Annotated in this window: 24 protein-coding genes and 1 tRNA gene; 8 read left to right on the top strand and 17 right to left on the bottom strand. The window is 72.9% G+C overall.

Annotated elements, in window-relative coordinates:
• Positions 1-72: 72 nt before the first annotated feature.
• From FIP57_RS10350 to FIP57_RS10335, 4 genes are all read right to left on the bottom strand, one after another.
• Positions 73-2,406: a PAS domain S-box protein gene (locus tag FIP57_RS10350; RefSeq protein ID WP_148573426.1), complete on the bottom strand. Its 2,334-nt coding sequence runs from the start codon at positions 2,404-2,406 to the stop codon at positions 73-75.
• Between the two features lie 64 nt (positions 2,407-2,470).
• A tRNA-Ser gene (locus FIP57_RS10345) sits at positions 2,471-2,559 on the bottom strand.
• A gap of 40 nt (positions 2,560-2,599) precedes the next feature.
• Positions 2,600-2,836, bottom strand: a complete 237-nt coding sequence (locus FIP57_RS10340; protein WP_148573425.1) for a biotin/lipoyl-binding carrier protein — start codon at positions 2,834-2,836, stop codon at positions 2,600-2,602.
• A gap of 57 nt (positions 2,837-2,893) precedes the next feature.
• The gene (locus FIP57_RS10335) at positions 2,894-3,700 is read right to left on the bottom strand and encodes a carbon-nitrogen hydrolase family protein (RefSeq protein ID WP_148573424.1); all 807 of its coding nucleotides are present in this window, start codon (positions 3,698-3,700) and stop codon (positions 2,894-2,896) included.
• A gap of 44 nt (positions 3,701-3,744) precedes the next feature.
• On the opposite strand from FIP57_RS10335, the gene mobA reads away from it, so the two are divergent.
• The 5 genes from mobA (at position 3,745) to FIP57_RS10310 (ending at position 7,092) form a co-directional block, all read left to right on the top strand.
• Entirely contained in the window at positions 3,745-4,365 is a 621-nt protein-coding gene (mobA, locus tag FIP57_RS10330) for a molybdenum cofactor guanylyltransferase (RefSeq protein WP_148573423.1), read from the top strand.
• Between the two features lie 55 nt (positions 4,366-4,420).
• The gene (locus FIP57_RS10325; protein WP_148573422.1) at positions 4,421-4,726 is read left to right on the top strand and encodes a DUF6457 domain-containing protein; all 306 of its coding nucleotides are present in this window, start codon (positions 4,421-4,423) and stop codon (positions 4,724-4,726) included.
• Positions 4,727-4,811: 85 nt separating this feature from the next.
• The gene (locus FIP57_RS10320) at positions 4,812-5,792 is read left to right on the top strand and encodes an NAD(P)H-quinone oxidoreductase (RefSeq protein WP_148573421.1); all 981 of its coding nucleotides are present in this window, start codon (positions 4,812-4,814) and stop codon (positions 5,790-5,792) included.
• Between the two features lie 41 nt (positions 5,793-5,833).
• Positions 5,834-6,418, top strand: a complete 585-nt coding sequence (locus FIP57_RS10315; protein WP_148573420.1) for a bacterial proteasome activator family protein — start codon at positions 5,834-5,836, stop codon at positions 6,416-6,418.
• An 80-nt stretch (positions 6,419-6,498) separates the two neighbouring features.
• Entirely contained in the window at positions 6,499-7,092 is a 594-nt protein-coding gene (locus FIP57_RS10310; protein WP_148573419.1) for a TetR/AcrR family transcriptional regulator, read from the top strand.
• A gap of 95 nt (positions 7,093-7,187) precedes the next feature.
• On the opposite strand, the gene FIP57_RS10305 is transcribed toward FIP57_RS10310, so the two are convergent.
• The 3 genes from FIP57_RS10305 to serS are packed head-to-tail and all read right to left on the bottom strand — an operon-like array spanning position 7,188 to position 10,133.
• Positions 7,188-7,997 carry a Cof-type HAD-IIB family hydrolase gene (locus FIP57_RS10305; RefSeq protein WP_148573418.1) on the bottom strand — a complete coding sequence of 270 codons (810 nt, stop codon included), beginning with the start codon at positions 7,995-7,997 and terminating at the stop codon, positions 7,188-7,190.
• A 31-nt stretch (positions 7,998-8,028) separates the two neighbouring features.
• Complete coding sequence (locus FIP57_RS10300) at positions 8,029-8,868, bottom strand: HAD family hydrolase (RefSeq protein ID WP_148573417.1); 840 nt, start codon at positions 8,866-8,868, stop codon at positions 8,029-8,031.
• Positions 8,865-10,133 carry a serine--tRNA ligase gene (serS, locus tag FIP57_RS10295; RefSeq protein ID WP_148573416.1) on the bottom strand — a complete coding sequence of 423 codons (1,269 nt, stop codon included), beginning with the start codon at positions 10,131-10,133 and terminating at the stop codon, positions 8,865-8,867. Before serS ends, FIP57_RS10300 begins: the two co-directional genes overlap by 4 nt.
• 86 nt (positions 10,134-10,219) lie before the next feature.
• Between serS and FIP57_RS10290 the strand changes: the two genes are divergently transcribed.
• Positions 10,220-11,845, top strand: a complete 1,626-nt coding sequence (locus tag FIP57_RS10290; protein WP_238993391.1) for a bifunctional phosphatase PAP2/diacylglycerol kinase family protein — start codon at positions 10,220-10,222, stop codon at positions 11,843-11,845.
• Positions 11,846-11,849: 4 nt separating this feature from the next.
• On the opposite strand, the gene FIP57_RS10285 is transcribed toward FIP57_RS10290, so the two are convergent.
• The 6 genes from FIP57_RS10285 to FIP57_RS10265 all read right to left on the bottom strand — a co-directional run bounded on the left by FIP57_RS10285 (position 11,850) and on the right by FIP57_RS10265 (position 15,356).
• Entirely contained in the window at positions 11,850-12,317 is a 468-nt protein-coding gene (locus tag FIP57_RS10285; protein ID WP_148573415.1) for a nitroreductase family deazaflavin-dependent oxidoreductase, read from the bottom strand.
• Positions 12,318-12,352: 35 nt separating this feature from the next.
• Positions 12,353-12,772, bottom strand: coding sequence for a DUF4446 family protein (locus tag FIP57_RS10280; RefSeq protein ID WP_148573414.1), 420 nt, complete (start codon positions 12,770-12,772; stop codon positions 12,353-12,355).
• Between the two features lie 117 nt (positions 12,773-12,889).
• Positions 12,890-13,831: a prephenate dehydratase gene (gene pheA, locus FIP57_RS10275; protein WP_148573413.1), complete on the bottom strand. Its 942-nt coding sequence runs from the start codon at positions 13,829-13,831 to the stop codon at positions 12,890-12,892.
• 81 nt (positions 13,832-13,912) lie between these two features.
• Positions 13,913-14,491 (bottom strand): TIGR03086 family metal-binding protein, encoded by a 579-nt coding sequence (locus FIP57_RS23635; protein ID WP_238993390.1) that lies wholly within the window; start codon positions 14,489-14,491, stop codon positions 13,913-13,915.
• Entirely contained in the window at positions 14,488-14,970 is a 483-nt protein-coding gene (locus tag FIP57_RS23630; RefSeq protein WP_203231161.1) for an SRPBCC family protein, read from the bottom strand. Before FIP57_RS23630 ends, FIP57_RS23635 begins: the two co-directional genes overlap by 4 nt.
• Entirely contained in the window at positions 14,967-15,356 is a 390-nt protein-coding gene (locus FIP57_RS10265; RefSeq protein ID WP_148573412.1) for an ArsR/SmtB family transcription factor, read from the bottom strand. Before FIP57_RS10265 ends, FIP57_RS23630 begins: the two co-directional genes overlap by 4 nt.
• A gap of 101 nt (positions 15,357-15,457) precedes the next feature.
• Between FIP57_RS10265 and FIP57_RS10260 the strand changes: the two genes are divergently transcribed.
• Complete coding sequence (locus FIP57_RS10260; protein WP_148573411.1) at positions 15,458-15,862, top strand: YjbQ family protein; 405 nt, start codon at positions 15,458-15,460, stop codon at positions 15,860-15,862.
• 129 nt (positions 15,863-15,991) lie between these two features.
• Positions 15,992-16,585 (top strand): hypothetical protein, encoded by a 594-nt coding sequence (locus FIP57_RS10255; RefSeq protein WP_148573410.1) that lies wholly within the window; start codon positions 15,992-15,994, stop codon positions 16,583-16,585.
• A gap of 114 nt (positions 16,586-16,699) precedes the next feature.
• Here the strand turns inward: FIP57_RS10255 and FIP57_RS10250 are convergent, their stop codons facing one another.
• The 4 genes from FIP57_RS10250 to FIP57_RS10235 are packed head-to-tail and all read right to left on the bottom strand — an operon-like array spanning position 16,700 to position 18,805.
• Positions 16,700-16,987, bottom strand: a complete 288-nt coding sequence (locus FIP57_RS10250) for a hypothetical protein (protein ID WP_203231160.1) — start codon at positions 16,985-16,987, stop codon at positions 16,700-16,702.
• Between the two features lie 2 nt (positions 16,988-16,989).
• A complete protein-coding gene (locus tag FIP57_RS10245) occupies positions 16,990-18,123 on the bottom strand; it encodes a YihY/virulence factor BrkB family protein (RefSeq protein ID WP_203231159.1) in 1,134 nt (377 codons plus the stop codon).
• Positions 18,120-18,374 (bottom strand): DUF3618 domain-containing protein, encoded by a 255-nt coding sequence (locus tag FIP57_RS10240; protein ID WP_148573409.1) that lies wholly within the window; start codon positions 18,372-18,374, stop codon positions 18,120-18,122. The genes FIP57_RS10245 and FIP57_RS10240 overlap by 4 nt, the downstream gene beginning before the upstream one ends.
• Entirely contained in the window at positions 18,371-18,805 is a 435-nt protein-coding gene (locus FIP57_RS10235) for a phage holin family protein (protein ID WP_148573408.1), read from the bottom strand. Before FIP57_RS10235 ends, FIP57_RS10240 begins: the two co-directional genes overlap by 4 nt.
• Positions 18,806-18,836 lie beyond the last annotated feature (31 nt).

The raw sequence follows: 18,836 nt of genomic DNA, 5'->3' as shown, positions 1-18,836 counted from the left end.
ATGCTGCCCGGACCTTCGTTTTCCGGGGTGCCGGGCCCTCCGGGAACCCTGATCCCGGGGGTCGCGCGCCGGTCATCCGGGGTGCGGCAGCCGGATCACGAACGCCCCCGCTCCACCGTCCTCGGCGTCGTAGAACGCGTCGCCGCCGTGCGCCCGCGCGAGCTCCCGGACGATGAACAGCCCGAGCCCGGTGCCGCCCTTCGACACCCCGGTGGCGAACCGCTCGAACAGCCGCGGTCGCACCTGCGGCGCGACCCCGGAACCGCTGTCGCGGATCCGGATGTCCACGTGGTCGTCGGCGTCCTGCACCACGACGTGGACCGGCGGCTCCCCGTGGCGTACGGCGTTGCCGAGCAGGTTGTCGAGCGCCTGCACCAGCCGGTCGTGGTCGCCCTGCACGACGAGGTCGGCACCGTCCTCGACGACCACCTCGGCGCCGGGCCACGACCGCCGGCAGGTCGCCGCGGCCTCCTCCACGACGTGGCGCAGCGGGACCGGACCGGTCTGCATCGACAGCGCCCGGGCCTGGAGCCGGGAGGCGGTGAGCAGGTCGTCGAGGAGCCGTCGCAGCCGCCCGGTGCTCGACGTCATCGCGCCGAACAGCTCCTGCCGCTCGGTCTCGTCGAGGGCGTCCCAGTGCTGGGAGAGCAGCTCGGCGGAGTTGCCCAGCACGCCGATCGGCGTCCGCAGCTCGTGGGCGGTCACGGCGAGGAACTGGGCCTGGTCCTCGGCCGAGCGACGGAGCCGCTCGTTCAGGGCCTCCAGCTCCGCGTTGGCCTCGCCGACCGCCTCGAGGGCACGCTCGCGCTCCTGCTCCAGCCGGCGCCGCTCGCTGGTGTCGCGGGTGATCTTGGCGTAGCCGACGTGGTCGCCGTCGGCGTTGTAGATCGTGGTGATCAGCACGCTGGCCCAGAACCGGCTGCCGTCCTTGCGGACCCGCCACCCCTCCTCCTCGTAGTGGCCGTCCTGCAGCGCCATCTCCAGCTCGTGCTCGGGGTGGCGGCGGGCGGCGACCTCGGGCGGGTAGAAGACCCGGAAGTGGCGGCCGAGGATCTCGTCGGCGGGGTACCCCTTGATCCGCTCCGCGCCGGCGTTCCAGCTCACGATCCGGCCGACCGGGTCGAGCATGTAGATCGCGTAGTCCTCGACCGCCTCGACCAGCAGCCGGAACCGCTGCTCGCTCTGGCGGAGCACCTCGTCGGCCTCGCGCCGGTCGGTGATGTCGCGGGTGACCTTGGCGAACCCGACGTGGCGGCCTCGGTCGTCGTACACCGCGGTGATCACGACCGAGGCGTAGTAGGAGGTGCCGTCCTTGCGGACCCGCCACCCCTCCTCGGCGTACGACCCCTCGCGCAGCGCCACCTCGAGCTCGTACTCCGGATGGCCGCGAGCGGCGACGTCGGGCGGGTAGAACGCCCGGAAGTGCTGGCCGATGATCTCGTCGGCGGTGTAGCCCTGGCTCCGCTGGGCACCGGCGTTCCACGACGCCACGCGGCCGTCGGGGTCGAGCATGAAGATCGCGTAGTCCTCGACCGCCTCGACGAGCAGCCGGAACCGCTCCTCGCTGCGGCGCAGCTCCTCGGCCGCCTGCCGCTCGGCGGTGATGTCCTGCACCTGGAGGAAGAGGTAGAGAGGCCGGCCCGAGCTGTCGCGGATGGCGGCCGCGGTGGCGACGACGGTCGCGGCAGCCTGGCCCTGCCCGGCGGCCACGTCGTGCTCGACGCGGGCGACGCCGACCTCGTCCTCGCGGGCGGTGGCGATCGCCGCGGCGACGTCGTCGTAGCCGCTCGCGGCGAGCTCGGGGTAGGGCTGACCGACCAGCGACGCGGCGGGGCGGCGCATGAGCGTCGCGAAGGCGTCGTTGACCCGCACCAGCGTGCCGGTCAGCGTCATCGTCGCCATCCCGATCGCGGCCTGGTCGAAGACCTCGCGGAACCGCTCGAGGTGCTCGTCGAGGACCTGCTGGTCGACCGACGAGGCAGGGGCCGGCACCTCCTCGCCCCACTGCGCCGCGGGGCGGGGGCTCCAGGTGTCGTCGGCGATCGCGACGAGCCGGTCGATCAGCGCCTCGATCGGCAGCGACTTCTCGACGAACGCCGCCGCGCCGAGCTCCTCGGCCCGGGCGGCGAGCCCCTGCTCCTCGAAGCCGCTGTAGAGCACGATCTTCGTCGCCGGGGAGGCCTCGCGGATCGCGGCGAGCGCCTCGAGCCCGTCGACGACCGGCATCGAGACGTCGAGGAGCAGCAGGTCGGGCCGGTGCTCACCGGCCAGCGTCACGGCGTCCTGGCCGTCCGCACCCTCGCCCACGACCTGCAGCCGACCCGAGATGCGCAGCCGGGTCTTGACCAGCAGACGGACCTCGGACGCGTCGTCGACGAGCACGATCGTCGGCGTCTCCCCGTCCATAGGGGCGAAGGTATCCCAGCCGCCCGCACGGCGGGTCGGACATCCCAGGCACGAGCCGGGTCGGCAGAGGGGGCGGGATTCGAACCCGCGGCTGACATCACTGCCAGCGACCGCTTTCAAGGCGGTTCCGATAGGCCACTCCGGCACCCCTCCTCGGCGGGCGCGCCGCCGCGAGGAGTGTACGGCGGTCCGCTCAGGCCAGGTCGAGCGTGACCAGGGCGTCGCCCTCCTGCACCACGTCGCCGGCGTCGGCGTTGACCGCGGTGACCGTGCCGTCGTGCTCGGAGAGGACCGGGATCTCCATCTTCATCGACTCCAGCAGCGCCACGGTGTCCCCCGGACGCACCCGGTCGCCGGGGCCGACGTACACCGTCATCACGTTCGCTACCATCTCGGCCTGGATCTGCACGGACTTCGGGGAGCGCGCCATGGCGCGGAACCTACTCCGTGACGGCGGTTACCCGCGCGTTCGACAGGGCGGAGCGGGTCAGTGCCAGGGCAGGTCGTCGCGCCGGTTGAGCAGTGACGGGTTCTCCTCGCGCGCCTCGGCGAGCAGCGCGGTCGAGACCTCGCCGACCACCACCTCGGCGTCCCCGTCGCCGGCCTCGACGACCACGTCGCCGCGGGGGTCGACGAGCATCGAGTGGCCGGTGTACCGCGGCGCGGGCTGGCCGACCGCGGCGACGTACGCGACGTTCTCGACCGCGCGCGCGACCGTCAGCGTCCGCCAATGCGCGACCTTGCGCGGCCCGGCGACCCAGGCGGCGGGCACGGCGAGGAGGTCGACGCCGACCCTCGACAGCTCCCGCGCGAGCTCGGGGAACCGCAGGTCGTAGCAGGTCATCAGCCCCACCCGCAGCCCCGCCGCGTCGACGACGGTCGGGGTCCGCGGCCCGGCCACGAGCCGGTCGGACTCCTTGAAGCCGAAGGAGTCGTACAGGTGGATCTTGCGGTACGACGCCCGCAGCCCGTCGGGGTCCACGACCACGAGCGTGTTGTACGGGCGGGTCGGGTCCTCGCTCCGCTCGACCATCCCGGCGATCCACGTGCCGCCGTGCGCGCGCGCCTTGGCGGTGAGCGCGTCGACGAACGGCCCGTCGAGCGGCTCGGCGTCGCCTGCCAGGTCGTCGCCGGGCTTCCCCAGGTCGCGCTGGAACACCTCGGGCAGGACCACGAGGCCGGCGTCGGGCACGTCGAGCGCGGCCAGCCGCTCCCGGTTCTCCCCGGGGTCGCGGGAAGCGGCGACCTGCACGAGCGCGACGGTGGTCCGGAGGCTGGTCGGGTCGCTGGCCATGTGCCCAGCCTGCCACTGCGCCCGGCGCGGGGCAGACTGGCGCCATGGACGACGGGGGGACGGACCGGCGCGAGGACCTCGGGCGCGTCGGCGCGGTCGTGCTCACCGGCGGCACCGCGGTCCGCATGGACGGCGCCGACAAGGCGTCGATCGAGCTCGACGGCCTGACCCTCCTCGAGCGGGCGCTGGCCGCGACGGTGACCGCGGTCGAGGTGGTGGTGGTCGGCGAGGCGGTCCCGACGACCCGGCCGGTCACGTTCACCCGGGAGGACCCGCGCGGAGGGGGACCGGCCGCCGGCCTCCTCGCCGGGGTCGACGCGTTCTACCGCCCCTGCGACCTGCTGCAGGTGCTGGCGGTCGACATGCCCCGGGTCACCCCCGGCACGTTCGCCCGGCTGGCGGGTGCCCTCACCCCGGCGTACGACGGGGCGGTGCTGGTCGACGGCGACGCCCGACGGCAGCCGTTGTGCGGGGTCTACCGCTGGAGCGCCCTGCAGCGGGTCCGCCCGGAGCGGCACGAGGACGAGCACGGGCTGTCGGTGCGTCGGCTCCTCGCCCCGCTCGCCCTGGCCGAGGTGGCCGCGGTCGGGGACGAGGCGCTCGACGTCGACACCTGGGGCGACCTGCTGGCGCTGCGGGAGCGCGGGACCGGCGGACCGTCCTGATCGGCGGCGCCGGGAGGGGTTGCACCTTCTCCGCCCCCGGGGTCACGCTGGCACGGTGAACCTCCACGACTGGATCGACGAGCTGATGGACGTCCTCGACATCGAGGGGGAGATCGACGAGGCCCTGATCCTCGACGTCGCCCGCGAGGCCGCGCACCGCGTCGTCCGTCCGGCGGCACCGATCAGCACCTACCTGCTCGGCTACGCCGCGGCGATGGCCGGCGGCGGCGTCGAGGAGACCGAGGCCCTCGCCGCCCGAGTGCTGGACCTCGCCGAGAAGTGGGAGGGCGGGGAGGACCTCGAGGCGGCGCTCCAGGTGGACGAGAGCGAGCTCGACCCGGAGCTGGTCGAGGCGGAATGACCCGGCGGGCTGACAGGCGGACTGGCCCGGCGGACTGGCAGGCGGACTGAGAGGGCGCTGAGCCCCGGGCCCTAGCCTGAGCCCCATGCGTGCCGTCACCGCACCCGAGCCGGGTGGACCCGAGGCCCTGATCCTGAGCGACCACCCGGACCCCGAGCCGGGTCCTGGCGAGGTCGTCGTCGACGTCGTCGCCTCCGCGGTGAACCGGGCCGACCTGCTGCAGCGGCAGGGGTTCTACCCGCCACCCAAGGGCGCCTCGGACGTCCTCGGGCTGGAGTGCAGCGGCCGGGTCAGCGCGGTCGGGCCGGACGTCGAGCGGTGGTCGGTCGGCGACGAGGTCTGCGCGCTGCTCGCCGGCGGCGGGTACGCCGAGAAGGTGCTCGTCCCCGCCGGGCAGCTGATGCCGGTGCCGGACGGGGTGGACCTGGTGACCGCGGCCGCGCTCCCCGAGGTGGCCTGCACCGTCTGGTCGAACGTCTTCATGGTCGCCGGCCTCCGCCCCGGCGAGACCTTCCTCGTGCACGGCGGCGCCGGCGGGATCGGCACGTTCGCGATCCAGCTGGCCAAGGCGAGCGGGGCACGGGTGGCTGCCACCGCGGGGTCGGCGGAGAAGCTCGAGGTCTGCCGCTCGCTCGGCGCCGACGTCGCGATCCACTACCGCGAGCAGGACTTCGTCGAGGAGCTCAAGGGCGCCACCGACGGCCACGGCGCCGACGTGGTGCTCGACAACATGGGCGCGAAGTACCTCGGCCGCAACCTCGACGTCCTCGCCACCGAGGGCCGGCTGGTGATCATCGGGATGCAGGGCGGCACCAAGGGCGAGCTCGACATCGCCAAGCTCCTCGGCAAGCGCGGGGCGGTCATCGCCACCACGCTCCGCTCCCGGCCGACCGAGGAGAAGGCGGCGATCTGCGCGGCGGTCGCCGAGCACGTGTGGCCGCTGGTCTCGTCCGGCGCCGTGGAACCGGTGGTGCACACGTCGTACCCCCTCGACCGGGCTGCGGACGCGCACTCCGTGGTCGAGAACGGCGAGAGCATCGGGAAGGTGCTGCTCACCTCCGGGTGACCCCGGGAGCGGGCGCCCACGGGCTGGCTACTCTGGTCGGCATGACCGAGCAGCCCAACCCCCAGTCCCCCGAGTCCGCCGGTGAGCAGGACGACCCGCGCGTCGTCGTGATCGGGCCGAACGGGATGGCGGTGTCGGGCGGCCAGCGGTCCGGCGACGAGTCCGACGGCGAGGAGCAGGAGTCCCACCCGACCGACCTGGTCGAGCAGCCCGCGAAGGTCATGCGTATCGGCGGGATGATCCGCCAGCTGCTCGAGGAGGTGAAGTCGGCTCCGCTCGACCCGGCCGCGCGCACCCGGCTCGCCGACGTCTTCGAGACCTCCATCGTCGAGCTCAAGTCCGGCCTGGCGCCGGAGCTCGTCGAGGAGCTCGAGCGGCTCACCCTGCCGTTCAGCTCCGAGACGCCGTCCGAGGCCGAGCTCCGGATCGCGCAGGCGCAGCTGGTCGGCTGGCTCGAGGGGCTCTTCCACGGGATCCAGACCGCGATCTACGCCCAGCAGATGGCGGCGCGCGCGCAGCTCGAGCAGATGCGCCGGGCCCTCCCGCAGGGGATCGGGCCCATGGTGCAGGGCCAGCAGGGCGGCGAGGGACAGGAGCACCCCCGCAGCGGCGGCATGTACCTGTAGTTGCAGATCCGACCGTTCTGATTCATGATCGATCGAAATGGTCCAGGGCCGCTGACGGCCCGTCGCTCCTGAGGGGTCACATGCGCCAGTCCGCGGCCGAGATCGACTACGCCATCATCGACGTGGCGGCCGGCATCTTCGCCACCCACGGGTTCGCCCACACCTCCGTGCAGCAGATCGCCGACGCGGTCGGCTACTCCAAGCCGGGGCTGCTGCACCGGTTCGGCAGCAAGGACGCGCTCCACAAGGCGGTGCTCGACGAGGTCGCCGAGACCGTGCAGGAGATCATCGGCCACGCCGTCGCGCACTCCGACCGGCCCGACCAGATGACCTCGCTCCTCGAGCTGATCGTCCGCAAGGCGCTCGACCGCCCCGGGATGATCCGGATGATGGTCGCCGCCTGGCAGCCCGGCAGCGAGGAGCCCGGCGTCGAGGCGATCCAGGCGGCCGGCTACCGGCTCGTCGACGCCCTCGACCACCCGCTCAGATCGCCCGCCGAGCGGCTCCGGGTCGTGCTCGCCCTGGAGATGGTCGTGACCGCGGCGGTCACCCAGCACTCCGCGCTCGACATGGACCTGCACGTCGACCGCGAGGAGCTCGTCCCGCTGCTCGTCTCGCTCGCCGGCCACGTGCTCGGCGTCCAGGGTGTCGAGCCGCCCGTCGTGGCGCGCTGACTCCTGCGCCCTGAGCTGCCGGCACGGTCCTCATGCCGTGCAGATGCGTCGAGGAACCGGCCACGCGGAGCCCAGCTGCACCGGATGAGGGTGGGTCAGGAGAGGAAGAGCTCCTCCAGCACCGTGGCCACGCCGTCCTCGTCGTGGCGGGGTGCGAGGTGCTGCGCGGCGGCCCGCGCGCTCGGGTGCCCGTTGGCCATGGCGTACGACGTGCCGGCCCACCGGAGCATCGCGACGTCGTTGGGCATGTCCCCGAAGGCGACGACGTCCTCGGCCGCGACCCCGAGCTCGGCGCAGATCAGCTCCAGCGTCGACGCCTTGGTGACCCCGGCGCCGCTCATCTCCACCAGCGCGCCGGTCGCCGACCAGGTGGTGGTGACGAACTCGCCGACGAGCTCCTCGACGGCTGCCCAGTACTCCTCCGGCGGCAGCTCCTCGTGGAACGCCAGCATCTTCACGACCGTGTCGTCGAAGACCTCCTCGAGCGGCCCGATCCGGAAGTCGTCGCGGTCGGCGTCCTCGGGGCGCGGGAGGAACACCGGCTCCTTGGAGAAGCCGCCGGTCTGCTCGAGCCCGAACAACGTCCCGGGGATCGCCTCGCGCACCACCGACGCCACCTTCAGCCCGACCTCGCGCGGGATCGTGCGGGCCTGGACGACCGAGCGGCCCGGCACGTCGTAGACGATGCCGCCGTTGCTGCAGATCGCGATCCCGTGGTCGCCGACGTGGTGCCAGAGCGGCTCCATCCATCGGATCGGCCGGCCGGTCACGAAGACCACCTGCACGCCCTGCTCGTCGATCGCGTCGAGCACCTCACGGGTGCGGTCGGTGACGGTGCCGTCGCTGTGCAGGAGGGTCCCGTCGAGGTCGGTGGCGACGAGCCTCGGGGTGCGACGACGGGACACGGTGCCAGGGTAGTTCGCGGCGCCCGGCGGCTCAGAACCAGCGGGCGAGCTCGACGGCGGCGCCGTCCTCCTGCACGCTCCGGGTGACGGCGTCGGCGGCCCGCTGCACCTCGGGCGGGGCCTGCCCCATCGCCACGCCGCGGCCGGCCCACTCGAGCATCTCGACGTCGTTGCGGCCGTCGCCGATCGCCAGCACGTCGGCGGCGTCGACACCGAGCTCCTTGCAGACCGACTGGAGCCCCGAGGCCTTGGAGACCCCCTGCGGGGCGAGGTCGAGCCAGGCCGTCCAGCCGATGTAGTAGTTGATCCCGTGCAGCCCGAGCCGCTCGGCGAGCTCGATGAACTCCTCCGCGGTCGAGTCCGGGTCACGGATGACGACGCGGGTGACCGGCTCGGAGACCAGCCGGTCCACGTCCTGCAGGGTCATCTCGCCGCCGATCTCGCCGGCCGGGAAGTGCCGGTTCACGCGGTAGCCGACACCGATCTCCTCCACGGCGACGAGCGCCTGGGGCACGTGCTCCAGCAGCTCGCGGACGACGTGGCTGGCGTCGAAGGTCACGGTCGAGAGCAGCTGGACCGGCGCGTAGGAGAAGGTCACCGACCCGTTGGAGGCCACCACCAGCGACGTGTCGCCGTCGCGCGGCAGCCCGAGCATGTCGAGCACCGGCGTGATGCCGAACGTCGACCGCCCCGTGGCGAGGACGATGTGCGCACCGGCCGCCACCGCCCGGTCGATCGCCTCCTGGACGGCCGGCGTAATTGTCTCCTCGACATCGCTGGACGCGACCCCGTGGCCCGTGGTGAACAGCGTCCCGTCGATGTCGAGGGCGACGACCTTGGGCTGCCAGCCGGGCGTCCCCGGTTCGCTCACTTCGCCACCGGCTCGAGGACCTCGCGGCCCTGGAGGTGGGGCCGGAGCGCCTCCGGGACGACGACGGAGCCGTCCGCCTGCTGGTGGGTCTCGAGGAGCGCCACGATGGTCCGCGTCATCGCGCAGAGCGTGCCGTTGAGGGTCGCCAGGTGGCGGGTGCCCTCGGGGAACCGGCCGCGGATGTCGAGCCGTCGGGCCTGGAAGTCGGTGCAGTTCGAGGTGGAGGTGAGCTCGCGGTACTTCCCCTGCGTCGGGATCCACGCCTCGCAGTCGAACTTCCGCTCCGCCGACAGCCCGAGGTCGCCGGCGGCCACGTCGATGACCCGGAACGCCAGCCCCAGCTTGGTGAGGAACTCCTTCTCCCACGCGAGCAGCCGCTGGTGCTCGGCGTAGGACTCCTCGACCGTCGTGTACGAGAACATCTCCACCTTGTCGAACCAGTGCACCCGGATGATCCCCGTGGTGTCCTTGCCGTAGGAGCCTGCCTCCTTGCGGTAGCAGGGGCTGAACGCCGCGTAGCGGCGCGGCAACGAGGAGCCGTCGAGGATCTCGTCGGAGTGGTACGCCGCCAGCGGCACCTCGGACGTGCCGACCAGGTAGAGCTCCTCGCCCTCGATCCGGTAGACGTCGTCGGCGGCCTGGCCGAGGAACCCGGTGCCGTCCATCGCCCGCGGCCGCACCAGTGCCGGCGGGATGACCGGCGTGAACCCGGCCGAGCGGGCCTGCTCCATCGCGAGGTTGACCAGCGCCAGCTCGAGGTCGGCGCCGACCCCGGTGAGGTAGTAGAACCGCGCGCCGGAGACCTTCGCACCGCGGTCGATGTCGATCGCGCCGAGCATCCGGCCGAGCTCCACGTGGTCGCGGGGCTCGAAGTCGAACTGCCGCGGCTCGCCGACGTGCTCGAGGACCACGAAGTCGTCCTCGCCGCCCGCCGGGGCGTCCTCGGAGGCGACGTTCGGGATCGACATCACGAGGTCGCGGTAGGCCGCCTCCGCCTCGGACTGGGCAGCCTCGGCGGCCTTCACCTCGCCGGAGAGCGTCTTGGTGCGGGCCAGGAGCTCCTGCTTCTCGTCGCCCTGCGCCTTGGGGATCTGCTTGCCGAGGCTCTTCTGCTCGGCGCGCAGCCGCTCGAACTCCGCGATCGTCGCGCGCCGCCGCTCGTCGGCCGCGACCGCCGCGTCGACGACGTCGGCCGAGAGTCCACGACGGGTCTGGGCGGCGCGGACACGGTCGGGGGCCTCACGGAGGATGCGCGGATCGATCACCACGCCAGCCTAGCGACGGGCTCGTGCGTCGCCCGCTCGCCGCCACGGCCCGCCACGCCGCGTGACCGACTTCCCGTCGGGGATACTTGGCGGGCGAGTCGGGCACCGGGCCCGTGCGCACCCGTTCGAGGAGGTCGGTCCTGGTCAGCGTCGAGACCCGCCGACGGTTGCTCCTCGCCGCGGTGCTGGCCCTGCTCTGGACCGTCGCGGCCTCGTTCCTCGTCGGGCTCGCACCCGACGCGGTGGACGACCTGGACCACGGGTTCGGCGAGCCGATCGCCGCGTTCACCGACCGGCACGGCTGGCTCGAGCAGACCGCCCGTGTCGTCGCCGAGCTGACACGGACCGTGCCGATGCTCCTCTACGCCCTCGCGGTCGCGCTGTGGCTGGTGTGGAAGGGGTTCCGCCGGCCGGCGCTGTGGATGCTGCTCACCGCGCTGGGGACCGTGCTGACGACCTGGGCGCTGAAGGCGCTGTTCTCCCGCGAGCGGCCCGACTACGCGCACATGGAGCTCAGCGACGGCGGCTTCCCGTCCGGCCACTCGAGCAACGCGGCCACCGCCGCGGGCATCGCGATCGTCCTCGCCTCCCTGTTCGTACGCCGCCGCAGCCACCGGCGGGCGGTGACGGTGGTGGCGGTGCTCTTCGCGCTGCTGATCGGGCTCGACCGGCTGCTGCTCGGGGTGCACGGGCTGGCCGACGTGCTGACCGGGTTCGCCGTCGGTGCGTTCTGGGTCTGCGCGTCGGCGTACGCCCTCGACCCGACCCCCCGGTCGGTGGTCCGCGGCCCGCTGCCCACCGCCGGGCCGCGGACCCGCCAGCTCGCGGTGATCCTCAACCCGATCAAGGTGGAGGACCCGGCCGGCTTCCGGGCGCTGGTGGACCGCCGCGCCGTCGAGCTCGGGTGGAGCCCCCCGGTGTGGTTCGAGACGACCGTCGAGGACCCGGGCCGCTCGATGGCCCACGACGCCGCCCTCGGCGGCGCCGAGCTGGTTGTCGTCTGTGGCGGCGACGGCACCGTGCGGACCGTGTGCGCCGAGCTCGCCGGCACCGGGATCCCCGTGGGCGTGGTCCCCGCCGGAACCGGCAACCTGCTGGCCCGCAACCTCGCGCTGCCGCTCTACCTCAACGCCGCCGTCGACGTGGCCCTCGCCGGCCAGGACCGCGCCATCGACCTGGTGCGGGTCGCCGGGGACGGGCTCGGCGAGGACGAGCACTTCCTGGTGATGGCCGGGATGGGGTTCGACGCGGCGATCATGGAAGGCGCCAACGACCAGATCAAGGCGAAGGTCGGCTGGCTGGCCTACGTGGTCTCAGGGATGCGCAACCTGATGTTCCCGGCCGTCCGGGTGGACATCTCGATCGACGACGAGCCGTTCACCCGCCACCGGGCGCGCACGATCGTCGTCGGCAACGTCGGGTTCCTCCAGGCCGGGCTGCCGCTCCTCCCCGACGCGACGATCGACGACGGTCGCATCGACGTGGTGCTGGTGAACCCGCGCCGCTTCCTGCACTGGCTGCTGGTCGTCGTCCGGGTCGTCAGCCGCGGCAAGAAGCTCGACGAGACCGTCAACCGGATGACCGGCCGCAAGGTGGTGATCCGGGCCGCGCACGACACCCCGCGGCAGATCGACGGCGACCCGGTCGGGGCCGGTCAGGAGCTCGTCTGCGAGTGCCTGCCGGGGAAGCTGCTGGTCCGCGTCCCCCGGTGAGCCGTCAGCGGGGCGTGAGCTCGAAGACCTTGATCTGCCGGTCGGTCCGCTCGGCGTAGAGGTCGTAGTTCGGCCACACCACGACCATCTCCTGCCACGCCCGCTCGCGCTCCTCGCCCTCGAGCCGCCGGCCGCGGACCGTGCGGGTCCGCCCCTTGACGGTGATCTCGGCGTCCGGGTTCGCCTCCAGGTTCACCACCCACACCGGCTGCTTCGGGCCACCGAAGTTGGAGCCGGCGACCAGCCAGTCCTGCCCGCGCGGCACGGCGAGCAGCGGGGTCGAGCGCGGCGCTCCGGACTTCCGCCCGACCACGGTCAGCGTGATGTTCGGCAGCCCGGCCACGTCGAGGATCGAGACCCGCCCGCGGGTCAGCCGCTGCAGCGCCCGGTCGGTCGCGGTGACCTGCGGCAGCAGCCGCGGCATCCACGACAGGTGGCCGATGCGGACGGCGAGCGGAGTGAGCAGCCCCATGCGGCCCCACCCTAGGGGCGCCCGGACCGGATCGGTCAGCCCGAGGCCTTCGCCTGGGTGACGGCCTCCTCCTCCTCGGGCGAGAGCGGCTGGTCGCACGCCCACCCCGCGACGTTCTTCGCGTAGGTCCGGGCGTCGCTCCGCCCGGAGATCGAGGTGATCACGACCCCGTCGCCCTCGTCGTCACAGAGGGCCAGCGACCACGAGAGCCGCCCGCCCATGTCGCCGAACGCGTCGTACCGCACCACGGCGAGGCGGCGCAGCGCCCCGGCGGCCTCCCCGCGGAGCCGCTCCACCTCCTCGCGGAGCCCGGCGAGGTCGGTCGGCAGCGGCGAGTCCCGGCTCCGCCGGCGGCGGGCCGCCTGGCCGCGGAGGGCCAGGATGCTGAGCAGCAGGGCGAGGACGCCGACCACGAGGGCCGCCACGGCGAGGGTGGTGAGCGCGGAGTCATTCATGGCGCGGTCAGCGTAAGTCGGAGGGCCGTACGACGGGCGCCCGGCACGCCACGAGGGGCGGCTCGACACGGTCAGGGTGGTTGAGCTCGTCGCAACCACGCTTCCGGAGGAGCAGCGTCAGGGGGTGCCGCGGCGGAGGGCGGCGAGCCACTCGTGGGCGGCTGCGAACTCCTCGTCGGAGGTCCCGGGGCGGATGCTCGGGGCCTTGCCGTCGTGCCGCTCGTACGACCCGAGGAACCGCACGTCCGCGCAGATCCGGTGCAGCCCCATCAGCGCCTCGCCGACCCGCCGGTCCGCGACGTGGCCCTCCGCGTCGATCGAGAAGCAGTAGTCGCCGAGGGCGTGGCCGGTCGGCCGGGACTCGATGCGGGTCATGTTGACCCCGCGCGTCGTGAGCTGCTCGAGGATCTCCAGCAGCGCACCGGGGTGGTCCTCGCGCATGAACGCGACCAGGCTCGTCTTGTCGCGCCCGGTGGGCGGGGGCGGCGGGCCGGGCCGGGTGACGAGGACGAACCGGGTGACCGCCTCGGCGTTGTCACCGATCCCCGAGGCCAGCACGTCGAGCCCGTAGTGCTCCGCGGCCAGCGGCGCCGAGACCGCGGCGTCCCAGGCCACCTCGCCGGAGCCGGCCAGGGCAGCGGCCGCGGCGGCCGTCGAGGAGGCGTGCACCACCTCGGCGCCGGGGAGGTTCCGCGCGATCCACTCGCGGGTCTGCGCCGCGGCGTGCGGGTGGGTGCCGACCCGCTTGACGGCCTCGGTGGTGGTGCCGGGGCGCACCAGCAACGAGAACGCGACCGGCACGGTGATCTCGCGGGTGATCATCAGCGGGTGGCCGGTGGCGAGCTCGTCGAGCGTCACCGGGACGGATCCCTCGACCGAGTTCTCGATCGGCACGACCGCGAAGTCGGCCTCGCCCTCCCGCACCTCGTCGAGGGCGACCGTCACGGTCGCGCAGGGGCGCAGCTCGGCCTCGTCGGTGCCCGGGAGCGAGCGGAGCGCCTGCTCGGTGAAGGTCCCGACGGGCCCGAGGTAGGCGTAGCGGGGCGGGGTGGTCGACACGGGGAGCCAGCGTAGTGCCGCGGACGAGGCGGACCGCCGATCGGTGTCACGGGGTGACACCGATCGGCGGTCTGCTTCGGTTCAGGGGTGCCGGCCGATGAAGCCGAGCAGCCGGGTCTGGACGGTCGCGTCCTCGGGCACGGCGACCCTCGGGCCGTACTGGCCGCTGGCCCGCATGACCTCCTCGATCGGCTCCATCCCCGCGAGGAGCTCCTCGCACAGCGCCGGGTCGAGCGTCTCGTCCTGGCCGGTGGCCCGGGCGAGGTCCCAGGTGTGCATGAAGACGTCCGCGGTGTAGAAGCGGTCGACCGCCTCGGGGAGCGGGAGCTCCCCGAGGTGCGGGTTGCTCAGCACCCGTTCGGCGGTCGCGGGGTCGTCGAGCAGCGCCTGGACCCCGTCGCTGTGCACCCGCCACGCCGCCACCGGGTCGTCGTCGACCGACGGACCGGACGGCAGGGCAACCCCGGCACCGGCCTGCAGGAACGCCGGGAACCACTCGACGAGGTGGCGGACGACGTCGCGCGCCGCCCACCCCTCGACCGGGGCCGGGGCGTCCCAGCCGCCGGCCGGGACCCCCTCGACCCGCGCGGTGAACCCGGCGGCGACCTCGCGGTGCCGTGCGACCGGGTCGAGCCCGGTCAGCGGCTGCGCCGCGGTCACTGCTGCTCCAGGAGCTCGTCGAGCCGCTCGTAGCTCTCGTTCATGCCGCCCTCCATGCCGCTGGACAGGAACGCGTCCCGCGCCGCCACGTCGTGGACGACGGAGACGACGCGGAGCCGGGTCCGCCCGTTGCCGAGGTCCTCGAAGGTTGCCTTGTCGAGGGAGGGGGTGTCGGGTGCGCCGTCGAAGCCGAAGGTCTGCGTGATCAGCTCGTTGGGCCGGGCGTCGTGGACCGCGCCCCAGAAGCCGTACTCCGTGCCGTCGGTGTCGACGTGGGTGTAGCGGTACGAGCCGCCGCGGCGGATGTCCCAGTGGTCCATCCGCATCGTCAGCCGGCGCGGCCCCAGCCACTGCTGGACGAGCTCCGGGTCGACGTGCGCCCGGTAGACCCGCTCCACGGGAGCGTCGAACTCCCGCACGATCTCGATGGTGGGCTGCCCCTCGGGAGCGTGCAGCGTCGCCTCTTGCTTGGTCCTCATGATGCTTCTCCTGTCCGTCGTCTTCCTTCGTCGTGGTCCTTGTCGTCCTCGTCCTCGGCCATCCGGTCGAGGAGCGCGTCGAGCCGCTGGTAGCGCGCCTCGTGCTCCCGCCGCCGCCTCTCGATCCACCCAGTCATCAGGTCGAGCACCTCCGCCTCGAGCCGCGCGGGGCGGCGCTGCGCGTCTCGGGTACGCCGGACCAGCCCGGCGTCCTCGAGCACCTTGAGGTGCTTGGCCACGGCCTGGATCGACATGTCGTGCGGGGCGGCGAGCTCGGTGAGGGTGGCGTCCTCGACCGCGAGCCGGGCCACGAGCTCCCGCCGGGTCGGGTCGGCGAGCGCAGAGAAGACCCGCGAAAGCTGGTCGTCGTCGGCTGCGTCCGTCATCGCAGCCCTCCCCTCGTGTTCAACCTCATGGTTGAACATCACCACGGCCGACCGTCTTTGTCAACCACCAGGTTCAACACGGGTCCGGCAGACTGCTCTTCATGGACTCGACCGTGCTGGACCTGACCACCGGCGACCGCGAGGTCGTGCTCGACCTGACCGCGCGGTGCACGGAGTTCGCCGAGGGCCGCGGCGACGGGCTGCTGCACGTCTTCGTCCCGCACGCCACCGCGGGCATCGCGATCCTCGAGACCGGCGCCGGCAGCGACGACGACCTGCTGGCGGCGCTCGGGGAGCTGCTCCCGGCCGACGACCGGTGGCGCCACCGGCACGGCAGCCGTGGCCACGGGCGGTCGCACGTGATGCCGGCGCTCGTCCCGCCGTACGCCACGGTCCCGGTGCTCGGCGGGCGGCTCGCGCTCGGCACCTGGCAGAGCATCTGCCTGGTCGACCTCAACGTCGACAACAGCGACCGCCAGGTCCGGCTCAGCTTCCTCGCCGGCTGACCCGCACCACCACGGCGCCCCGGTCTCGACCGCTCCGCCTTGCCCGTGGCCCCCTCGCCCCCGCAGGTCTAGCGTCCGAGGGAGAGGTCCGACCGCCCTCCGGCGGCCGACGAGGAGAGGAGGGGTTCTGTGTTCATCCAGATCATCGAGGGACGGTGCCGGGACCAGGAGCGCGCCCGCTCCCTCCTGGAGCGGTGGCAGGACGAGCAGGCGCCCGAGGCGGGCGGCTGGCTCGGAGGGACTTACGGGTTCACCGACGACGGGCGGCTCCTCGCGGTCGTCCGGTTCGACTCGCGCGAGTCGGCGGAGCGCAACTCGGGGCGGGCCGAGCAGGGCGCCTGGTGGTCGGAGATGGAGGAGTGCTTCGACGGCCCGGTCGAGTTCCACGACAGCGACGACGTGACGGTGCTGCTCGACGGCGGCTCCGACGGGGCGGGGTTCGTGCAGGTGGTCCGCGGCAGGGCGGACGACCCGGCGAAGCTCAAGGAGCTCGTCGCCGACGCCGAGCCGCTGCGCGAGGCCCGGCCGGAGATCATCGGGGCCACGCTGGCGCTCGAGCCCGACGGCACCTTCACCCAGACCGTCGCCTTCACCGACGAGCAGTCGGCCCGGGAGGGCGAGAAGGAGCGGATGCCGGAGGAGGTCCGGCAGGCGATGGAGACCCTGATCCACGACGTCCGGTTCGACGACCTGCACCGCCCGTGGTTCGCCTCGCGTCCGTGATCACCCGGCATTCCAGGTGTCGGTGGCGAGAAGCGGCCCCGCTCCGGTCTGCGGAGCGGGGCCGTGCCGACCGAGCAGGGGTCAGGCGTTCTCGGTGATGGCCGGGACGGCCGGTCAGCCCTTGGCGTCGGAGTCGCTGCGCGGGTAGGCGCTGCCCTCCATCGGCACGCCGTTGCTGCCGGTGTCGTCGGAGCCCGACGAGGCGACCGACGCGAGCTTCTCCTTGACGACCGGCGCCTTGTCCTTGGCGACGTCGGCGGCCTTGCTCGCGGTCTGCTGCACGGTCGGGTTGCCCTGGACCTTGTTGGCGAACCCCCTGATCTGCTCGTAGCGCTCGCGACCGGCGCGGGCGCCGAGGACGTACCCGATGCCGATCAGCAACAGGGCGGTGTACTTCTTCATCGTCAGTTCCTTCCTGAGGGGGTGTCCGTGGAGTCGGGGTACTGCGCGGCGACGTCGCCGTCGGGGTCGGCCTGCTCGCGGATCGCCCGCCCCATCTCGATGTCCTTCTGCTCCTTCTCCCGCGCCTTCTCGATGTTGCGGGTGTCGCGCGCGGGAAGCTGCAGCTCCTCCTCGGCCGGGATGCCGGCCTGGAGCTCCCGTCCCCGCTCGAGCTCGGAGTCGATCTCCGCGCCGAGCAGCAGGGCCAGGTTGGTGATCCAGAGCCACAGCAGCGCCACGATGACGCCGGCGAGGGAGCCGTAGGTCTTGTTGTAGTTGCCGAAGTTCGCGACGTAGAAGGCGAACGCGACAGACGCGATCACCCAGATGACGATCGCGCAAGCGGCGCCGACCGAGATCCACTTGAACTTCGGCTGCTTCACGTTGGGCGTCGCGTAGTAGAGCAGCGCCACCGCGAGCATCACCATCAGCAGCAGCACCGGCCACTTGGCCCACTGCCACGCGGTCACCGCCGCCTCGCCGAGCCCGACCTCGTTCCCGATCGCCTCGGCCAGCGGGCCCGAGACGACCAGCATCACCAGCACGAGCGCCGAGAGCGTCACGGCGACCAGCGTGATGAGGAGCATCAGCGGGCGGAGCTTCCAGAAGGGCCGCCCCTCCTCGATCTCGTAGACCCGGTTCATCGCCCGGCCGAACGCGCCGACGTAGCCCGAGGCCGACCACAGCGCACCGGCGAGACCGATGACGAAGGTAAGCCCGGCGCCCTGCGACGTGGCGAGGTCACGGATCACCGGCTCGATGGTCTCCAGGGTGGACGGGGCGACCAGCGGCTCGAGGACGGAGAGGACGGTGTCGACGGCCTTCCCGGCCTGACCGACCAGTCCGAGGATCGACATCAGCGCGAGGATCGCCGGGAACATCGCGAGCACGGCGTAGTAGGTCAGCGCCGCCGCCTGGTCGGTGCACTGGTCGTCGCTGAACTCGCGGAGTACCTTGCGGCCGACGTACTTCCACGACGGCTTCTCGAGGTCCGCGGGGCTCTCGGGCTTGCCGGGGGCGTCGGGGTCGGGCACGGCCTTGTCGCTCCGTCCGCTCTTCACCTTGTCCCCCTTGCCGCTCCGCCTGAAGAGGCTCATCGTCGCCTCCACCAGACGAGCGCGGCGACGACCACGACGAGCCCGGCCGCAGCCGCGACGAGCTCCGGTCGCGGCTTGCCCTCCGGCGTCGTGGTCCGGTCGCGAGCCGTCTCCTTGGCCTCGGTGACCTTCGCCTGCGCCTGCGCCTTGACGTCGAGCTTGGCGGCGAGCGCGTCGATGGTGCCGGCGAGCTGCTCGCGCTGCTCATCGATCTGCGACTCGAGCTCCTCGGGGCTCTGGTTCTGGCTCACCGCTCCCCCTTCACGGTCGCCACGTCCTGCTTGAGCCCCTCGATGGCCCGCTCGGGCTTGACCGGCGCCGCCTCGGCGACCTTGTTCTTGCCGACCAGCGCGGCGACGGCCGCGGCGGCGAGGAGCACCCCGGTCACGATCAGGGCGGCGGCCCAGGCGGGCAGCCAGAGGTCGAGGACGAGGACGAGGGTGGTGAGCAGCCCCGCGAGCCCGAAGAAGCCGAGCAGCCCGGCGGCGCTGAACATGCCGATGCCGATCCCGGCCCGCTTGCCCTTCTCGGCCACCTCGGCCTGGGCGAGCCTGAGCTCGGAGCGGATCAGCTCGGGCAGCTGGGCGGAGAGGTCCGAGACGAGGTTCCCCAGCGTGGGTTCCCTCGGCTCGGTCACCGCGTCGGCCCGGTAGGTGGGCCCCTGGTCGGCCGCATGACTCATGAACCAAGAATCTCCCTTACCCCGTTGTGCA

Source organism: Nocardioides caldifontis (assembly GCF_008087345.1).
GTDB classification, from domain to species: domain Bacteria; phylum Actinomycetota; class Actinomycetes; order Propionibacteriales; family Nocardioidaceae; genus Marmoricola_A; species Marmoricola_A caldifontis.
The sequence above is the reverse complement of the archived record's forward strand: the minus strand, read 5'-3'. Positions and strand labels throughout refer to the sequence as shown.